We start from the raw sequence: 7126 nt of genomic DNA, 5'->3' as shown, positions 1-7126 counted from the left end.
CGAATTGCTTGATTCAGTTGTTAAAGAGCGGTTGGTTAAGATCTTTCGTCTCAACCGAGGCGCGCATTCTACAGCAGCCTCATTTGCTGTCAAGTGATTATTTTCAGAAGCTTTCGAAGATTTCTTCAACAACTTCAACCACTTGCGCCTCCGATCTCTCGTCAGCGGGAGGCGAATTCTACAGCGTTACACGCTGCTGTCAACACCTCTTTTTCAACTTCCTTTTGGCTTCGATGAACTGAAGCAACCTGCTGCCGAAACCTACATAACCCATTGTTTACCAAAGAGTTTTCCGTTTCGACTGCGCCGGAAGTGGGGCGAATTATAGGCCTCTGAAATCTGCCGTCAACCCTTGATTTGGTTTTTCTATCAAAGAAGCTGAAAACCTCAAGATTCGTCCGTTATAAGCCCTTACCAAGGATAATTGAGCAATATATTGCTCAACTTCAAACAGTTAAGCATCATAGCGCCCACGCTTCTCTTAATATGACTTCGGACGAACACTCCCAAATGACCACCTCCCCCCGCAGCCTGGCCTCGACATTGTTCCCAGTCGGCTTGCTGCTGATTGCCATGGCCTCCATCCAGTCCGGCGCCTCGCTGGCCAAGAGCATGTTCCCTATTGTCGGCGCACAAGGCACCACGGCACTGCGCCTGATTTTCGCCAGCGTGATCATGCTGCTTCTATTACGTCCATGGCGTGCCAAGTTGACGGCCAAATCCCTGCGCACCGTCATCGTTTATGGGATGGCCCTGGGCGGCATGAACTTCCTCTTCTATATGTCCTTGCGCAGCGTACCTCTGGGGATTGCGGTGGCCCTGGAGTTCACCGGCCCGCTTGCCGTGGCTATCTATGCCTCTCGGCGCGCGGTCGACTTCCTGTGGATTGCCCTGGCAATCATCGGCTTGCTCCTACTTATCCCTATGGGCGAAGCGAGCAGCGGCATCGACCCACTGGGAGCGGGGTACGCCTTGGGCGCCGGAGTCTGCTGGGCGCTCTACATTCTGTATGGCCAGAAAGCCGGTAATGACAACGGCGTGCAGACCGCCGCCCTCGGCGTAATGATCGCGGCGTTGTTTGTTGCCCCTATCGGCATAGTGCATGCGGGCAGCGCATTGCTGACGCCCGCCCTGATCCCGGTCGCCATCGGTGTCGCCATTCTGTCCACCGCCCTGCCCTACACTTTGGAAATGGTTGCACTGACGCGCCTCCCCGCCCGCACCTTCGGCACGCTCATGAGCATCGAACCGGCTTTCGGTGCCCTCTCCGGCCTGCTGTTCCTGCACGAACACCTGTCACTCGCGCAATGGCTGGCAATCACGTGCATCATCCTGGCCTCCGTAGGCGCCACCGTGACCATGCGCAGCGAGTCAAAGCCGCTGGTTCCAGCGGATTGAAGGCTGTTTGAATGTAGCTCTGGCATTTAGCGCTCATTTAGGCCATGTTTAAGCCGTAAACGAATGTCATTCATGGAGAATTTCGACAAGGACAGCGCGAACGCTACACCCGAGAGCGAGTAGAGCCTGCCTTTAGCATTGCGAGGCGGCTATTAAGGATAGGAATGAAGCGAATTTTGATACTGTTAATGGTCATGGCGATTGCAGGTTGTGCCGCGACTACCAAGACAGAAGTAAAACGTGGCAAAAAAGGGCTGCATATCAACTGTTCCGGCCTGTCTTCTTCCTGGGACCAGTGCTACACCAGTGCAACGAACTCTTGCGGCGCCAAGGGCTATCGGGTTATCGCAAAGTCCGGTGACAATTCCGAGGAACCTGGGGACTACCCTTTCGGCCTCAACCCTGCCGGCTACACCAGTCGAAGCATGATCGTCATCTGCAAGTAATCGTTCGAGCAGTCATCCCCTGACTGCTCTCATTTAATTCCAGCGATAAACCCAGCCCTTTGCGGCGCTGCGACTAGACTCCTGCTCGACCATTGAGCCAAGGGAGTTCCCATGACGCACAACAAGAAAATCGTTTTGGTAGTGGGTGCCGGTGATGCAACGGGCGGCGCCATTGCCAAGCGCTTTGCCCGTGAAGGCTACGTGGCGTGTGTCACCCGCCGCAGCGCCGATAAATTGCAGCCGCTGGTAGACAGCATCCACGCGGCAGGCGGCGAAGCCCATGGCTTTGCATGCGATGCACGTAAAGAAGAAGACGTCATTGCGCTGATCGAGCAGATCGAGACCGAGCTGGGTCCGATTGAAGCCTTCGTGTTCAACATCGGCGCCAACGTGCCGTGCAGCATCCTGGAAGAAACCGCGCGCAAGTATTTCAAGATCTGGGAGATGGCTTGCTTCTCTGGTTTCCTGAATGCCCGCGAAGTGGCCAAACGCATGGTCACGCGCAATCGAGGCACGATTTTGTTCACCGGTGCCACCGCAGGATTGCGTGGCGCAGCAGGGTTTGCCGCCTTCGCCGGCGCCAAACACGGTATCCGGGCGCTCGCGCAGAGCATGGCCAGGGAACTCGGGCCCAGAAACATCCACGTCGCCCATGTGGTGGTCGACGGCGCCATCGACACCGACTTCATTCGCGACAATTTCCCGCAGAAATACGCGCTCAAGGACCAGGACGGCATCCTCAACCCCGAGCATATCGCCGATAACTATTGGTACCTGCACAGCCAGCCACGCGACGCCTGGACGTTCGAACTGGACCTGCGCCCCTGGAATGAACCCTGGTAAGCACGCCCCCACAATAATAAGCAGCGAGCATCGACCATGAGTAAAACCCTGGAGTTCTTCTTTGACCTCGGCAGCCCCGCCACCTACCTGGCCTACACCCAGCTCCCCGCACTGTGCGCCTCAACCGGTACGCAGCTGATTTACAAGCCCATGCTGTTGGGCGGCGTGTTCAAGGCCACGGGCAACGCCTCTCCCATCACCGTGCCCGCCAAAGGTCGCTACATGTTCGATGACCTGGCGCGCTATGCACGTCGTTACAACGTACCGCTCACGTTCAACCCGCACTTTCCCATCAATACCCTGCTGTTGATGCGGGCCGTCACCGGCATTCAATTGCGCCAACCCGAGCGCTTCGATGACTTTGTGGATTGCCTGTTCCGCGCCCTCTGGGTAGAGGGCCGTCACTTGGGAGACCCCGTCGTTGTCGCTGCCGTGCTGACCGAACACGGTTTTAGTCCCGACGAGGTTCTGACCCTGGCCAACGACGAAGCGGTTAAGACCGCCCTCAAGGACAACACCGAACAGGCCGTTAAACGTGGCGTGTTCGGTGCGCCCAGCCTGTTTGTAGGTAATCAGCTGTTCTTTGGTCAGGACCGTCTGGATTTTGTGCGCGAAGCCCTGAGTTAGATCTCGATCGCCAAGCGCCCATGCGCGCCGCTTGCGAGCAGATCGTAGGCGGCGTTCGCACTGTGCAAATCGAATGAACGCCCATCCATGGTCGGCTTGAGTTTGCCGGCATCGATCAACCGCGCCGCCTCGGCAAGAATCTGCCCGTGATGCTCACGCCCCTTGCCGGTCAGCAACGGCAATAAGGTAAACACGCCCGAGTAGGTTGCCCCACAAAACGACAGCGGTGCCAGGCTGTGTTGCCCCCAACCCAGGCAACTCACTACATGACCGTGATAGGTCTTGGCGGCTCGAAAGGATGCATCCAGCGTTTCGCCGCCGACGGTGTCATACACAATGTCGAAGCCTTCGCCCGCGGTGTACTGCGCGACGTACTCCTCGACCGTCAACTGCTGATAGTCGATAAACGTCGCGCCCAGCGCCTCGATCACCGCACGATGCTTGGCGGATCCCGTGGCGTATACCTGCGCTCCGTGGGCAATCGCCAGTTGCACTGCGACATGCCCTACACCGCCCGCGCCGCCTTGGATCAGTACTTTGTGTCCAGAGCCTACATGCGCCCGGTCCACCAAGCCTTCCCACGCGGTGATCAGCACCAGCGGCAACACCGCCGCTTCACGCATGCTCAAGGCCTCGGGTTTCTTCGCCAGCAAACGGGCATCGACGGCCGCGTATTCGGCCAACGAGCCCTGTGCGCCACCGATACCGGTCGCCAACCCATAGACCTTATCGCCTACGTGCCAATCACCGACGTCGGGGCCGAGTGCTTCCACGGTGCCTGCCAGGTCCATGCCGAGCACCGCCGGTAATGGCTGCCGGGCGTGGGCAGCCTGGCCGGCGCGGATTTTCCCGTCCAATGGATTAAGGCCACTGGCGCTGATTCTGACCAACACTTGGCCAGCGCCGGCTACCGGTTTAGGAATTGTCGTCAGCCGGAACGGCGCATCTACGGCATCCACTATCAAAGCGTGCATATCAGTCATGTTGGCGGTCTCGCGTCATCGAAGAATGAAGTCAATGATCCGCCAGCCAATTCATGCCGATAAGACACCAAAAGACTATAGTGCTTATGCGCAAGAAGAATGAATTGGAAGCCCCCATGGACAAACTCAACGCAATGGCGATTTTCGTTCGCGTGATCGAACGCGGCAGCTTCTCCGCCGTCGCCCGGGAAATGCAGACCACCCAACCCACCATCAGCAAAGTCCTGCGCGCCCTGGAAACCGAACTGGGCGGCAAGCTGATTGCCCGCAGTACGCGCCAACTGTCCCTGACCGACGAAGGTCAGCGGTACTACAGCCACTGTCGCGAAATCCTCGCCGCCGTGGACGCTGCCGAACACAGCTTCCAGACCGGCAAAGAGGCCATCGCCGGCCCCCTGCGCGTGGGCTCATCGGTGAGTTTCGGGCGCCTGCAGATTGCTTCACGCTTGAGCGATTTCCTGCAGAAATACCCTGGCGTACAAGTAGACCTACAACTCAACGATCACCTGCAGGACATGGTCAGCGAAGGCCTGGACGTGACCCTGCGAATCGGTGAACTGCGCGACAGCGGCCTGATCGCCAAGCAGATCGGCACCACCCACCGCGTCACCCTGGCGAGCCCGGCTTACCTGGCCAACCATCCCGCACCGAAAACCCCGCAGGATCTCAGCCAGCACAACTGCCTGCTGTTCAACCTGCTCAGCAGCCAGAACCTCTGGGTTTACGAAAAGAATGTCACGCGACACAGCGTTCGCATTGCCGGCAACGCCCAGAGCAATAACTCAGAGGCGGTGCGGGAAATGGTGTTGACGGGGCTTGGCATTGCGCTGTCGCCCCTGTGGTTGTTCCATGATGATCTGAAAGCTGGCCGCGTGGTCGCGCTGTTGCAGGACTACACGCCGCAATCACTGCCGATCCATGCGGTGTCGGCGCCCAATCGTCGGCAATCGGCCCGGGTCAAGGCATTCGTCGACTATATGGCCGACGCCCTGGCCCAGGCGCCCGAATTGCAGGCGATCAAATAGCCGCAGTGCGCACCTGCAACCAGTCAAGTGCGGCACCGTCAAGCAACGGACTCAGACGCTCACGCACCTCGGCATGGTAAGCGTTGAACCACTCACGCTCGTCTACCGTGAGCAGCGACGGCTCCAGGCAGCGCGTGTCGATCGGGCACAGGGTCAAGGTTTCGAACTTGAGGAACTCGCCGAACTCAGTCTTGCCGGCTTCACGGTTCAGCACCAGGTTCTCGATACGCACGCCCCAGCGTCCCGGACGGTAAGTGCCCGGTTCGATGGAGGTGATCATCCCCGGCTGCATCGCCGTTTGCGGCGCAGTGGCCGCCTGATAGGCAATCACTTGCGGACCTTCATGCACATTGAGGAAATAGCCTACGCCGTGCCCGGTGCCGTGGCCGTAGTCCACGCCCTCAGCCCAGATCGGCGCGCGAGCAATCGCGTCCAGCAGCGGTGACAGGATGCCTTTCGGGAAATGCGCACGGGACAAGGCAATCACGCCCTTGAGCACACGGGTGCAGTCGCGTTTTTGCTCTTCACTCGGCGTACCGATCGGCACCATCCGCGTGATATCCGTGGTGCCGCCGAGGTACTGGCCGCCCGAATCGATCAGCAGCAGGCCATCGCCTTCGATCACTGCGTGCTCTTCTTCAGTGGCGTGGTAATGCGGCATCGCACCATTAGCGTTATACGCCGCGATGGTATTGAAACTCAGCGACACATAACCGGGGCGACGGGTGCGCGCAGCGGTCAGGTGTTCGTCGATGGTCAGTTCGGTGATACGTTCGCGACCCAGCGCACTGTCCAGCCAGGCGAAGAATTCGCACAACGCCGCGCCGTCCTGCTCCATGGCCTGGCGGATGTGTTCCGCATCGGCCAGGCTCTTGCGCGACTTGGCCAGGGTGGTCGGGTTGAGTCCTTCGATCAGCTTGACGCTAGCATCAAGGTTTTCCAGCAAGCCAGCGGTAACGCGCGCCGGGTCGACCTGCAAACTGGCGCCCGCCGGCACCGTACGCAAGGCATCCGCCACTTCGCTGTAGTCGCTCAGCGTCACGCCATCCTGTTCCAGCACCGCCCGCAACGCGGCATCGACTTTGCTCAGCGCCACGAACAACGTGGCCTGCTGTTGATTGATCAGCGCAAAGGACACAAACACCGGGTTGAACGAAACATCACCGCCGCGCAGGTTGAACAGCCAGGCGATGTCGTCCAGGGTCGCGATGAAGTGCCAGTCGGCGCCCTTCTCCTTCAGGGCAGCGCGCAGCGAGGCGAGTTTCTCACCACGGCTGACGGTGGCCTGAGGCGGCAGGTGCTGATAGATCGGCTGGTTTGGCAGTGTCGGACGGTCTTTCCAGACTTCATCCAACAGGTCGATATCGGTACGCAGTTGTGCACCGCGCTCCGCCAACTTGCCGCCCAGGGTACGCGCCGAGGCCACGGCCATGACCGCACCGTCCACCGCGACAACGCCACCTTCCGGCGTTTGCTCGGCCAGCCACTCCAGCGGTCCGGGTTGGCCTGGCTGCAGTTTCACCAATTCGATGCCGCTGCCCTTGAGTTCCTTGCTCGCTTGTTCCCAGTAACGGCTATCGGCCCACACGCCGGCGAAATCCGCCGTGACAATCAGCGTCCCCACCGAACCATGAAACCCCGACAACCATTGCCGCCCCTGCCAGTAACCCGGCAGGTACTCGGACAAGTGCGGGTCGGCCGACGGCACCAGCAGGGCGTGAATGCCCTCGCGGCTCATCAGTTCACGGGTGTGCGCCAGGCGCTGGGGAACCGTTCCACGGGTCAAAGGCTGCGTACTCATTGT

General features: G+C 59.5%; 7 protein-coding genes. 5 read left to right on the top strand and 2 right to left on the bottom strand.

The window, feature by feature from the left end; all coding sequences use genetic code 11:
* Positions 1-510 precede the first annotated feature (510 nt).
* The 4 genes from rhtA (at position 511) to HX812_RS27460 (ending at position 3314) form a co-directional block, all read left to right on the top strand.
* On the top strand, positions 511-1398 hold the full coding sequence (gene rhtA / locus HX812_RS27475) for a threonine/homoserine exporter RhtA (protein WP_038844892.1): 888 nt from the start codon (positions 511-513) through the stop codon (positions 1396-1398).
* 164 nt (positions 1399-1562) lie between these two features.
* Positions 1563-1844: a hypothetical protein gene (locus HX812_RS27470; protein WP_016980214.1), complete on the top strand. Its 282-nt coding sequence runs from the start codon at positions 1563-1565 to the stop codon at positions 1842-1844.
* A 111-nt stretch (positions 1845-1955) separates the two neighbouring features.
* Entirely contained in the window at positions 1956-2687 is a 732-nt protein-coding gene (locus HX812_RS27465; RefSeq protein WP_033900262.1) for an SDR family oxidoreductase, read from the top strand.
* A gap of 36 nt (positions 2688-2723) precedes the next feature.
* The gene (locus tag HX812_RS27460; protein WP_038844889.1) at positions 2724-3314 is read left to right on the top strand and encodes a 2-hydroxychromene-2-carboxylate isomerase; all 591 of its coding nucleotides are present in this window, start codon (positions 2724-2726) and stop codon (positions 3312-3314) included.
* Here the strand turns inward: HX812_RS27460 and HX812_RS27455 are convergent.
* Positions 3311-4297 carry a zinc-dependent alcohol dehydrogenase family protein gene (locus tag HX812_RS27455; RefSeq protein WP_038844888.1) on the bottom strand — a complete coding sequence of 329 codons (987 nt, stop codon included), beginning with the start codon at positions 4295-4297 and terminating at the stop codon, positions 3311-3313. The genes HX812_RS27460 and HX812_RS27455 overlap by 4 nt on opposite strands.
* A 116-nt stretch (positions 4298-4413) precedes the next feature.
* Here HX812_RS27455 and HX812_RS27450 point away from each other — a divergent pair, with 116 nt between their 5' ends.
* Positions 4414-5322: a LysR family transcriptional regulator gene (locus HX812_RS27450; protein WP_038844895.1), complete on the top strand. Its 909-nt coding sequence runs from the start codon at positions 4414-4416 to the stop codon at positions 5320-5322.
* Here the strand turns inward: HX812_RS27450 and HX812_RS27445 are convergent.
* Positions 5315-7123, bottom strand: coding sequence for an aminopeptidase P family protein (locus HX812_RS27445; protein WP_038844887.1), 1809 nt, complete (start codon positions 7121-7123; stop codon positions 5315-5317). The genes HX812_RS27450 and HX812_RS27445 overlap by 8 nt on opposite strands.
* Between the last annotated feature and the right edge of the window lie 3 nt (positions 7124-7126).

The organism is Pseudomonas sp. IPO3749, from assembly GCF_013386605.1.
Lineage (GTDB): Bacteria > Pseudomonadota > Gammaproteobacteria > Pseudomonadales > Pseudomonadaceae > Aquipseudomonas > Aquipseudomonas azotoformans_A.
This window is presented reverse-complemented; position numbering and strand designations above follow the sequence as displayed.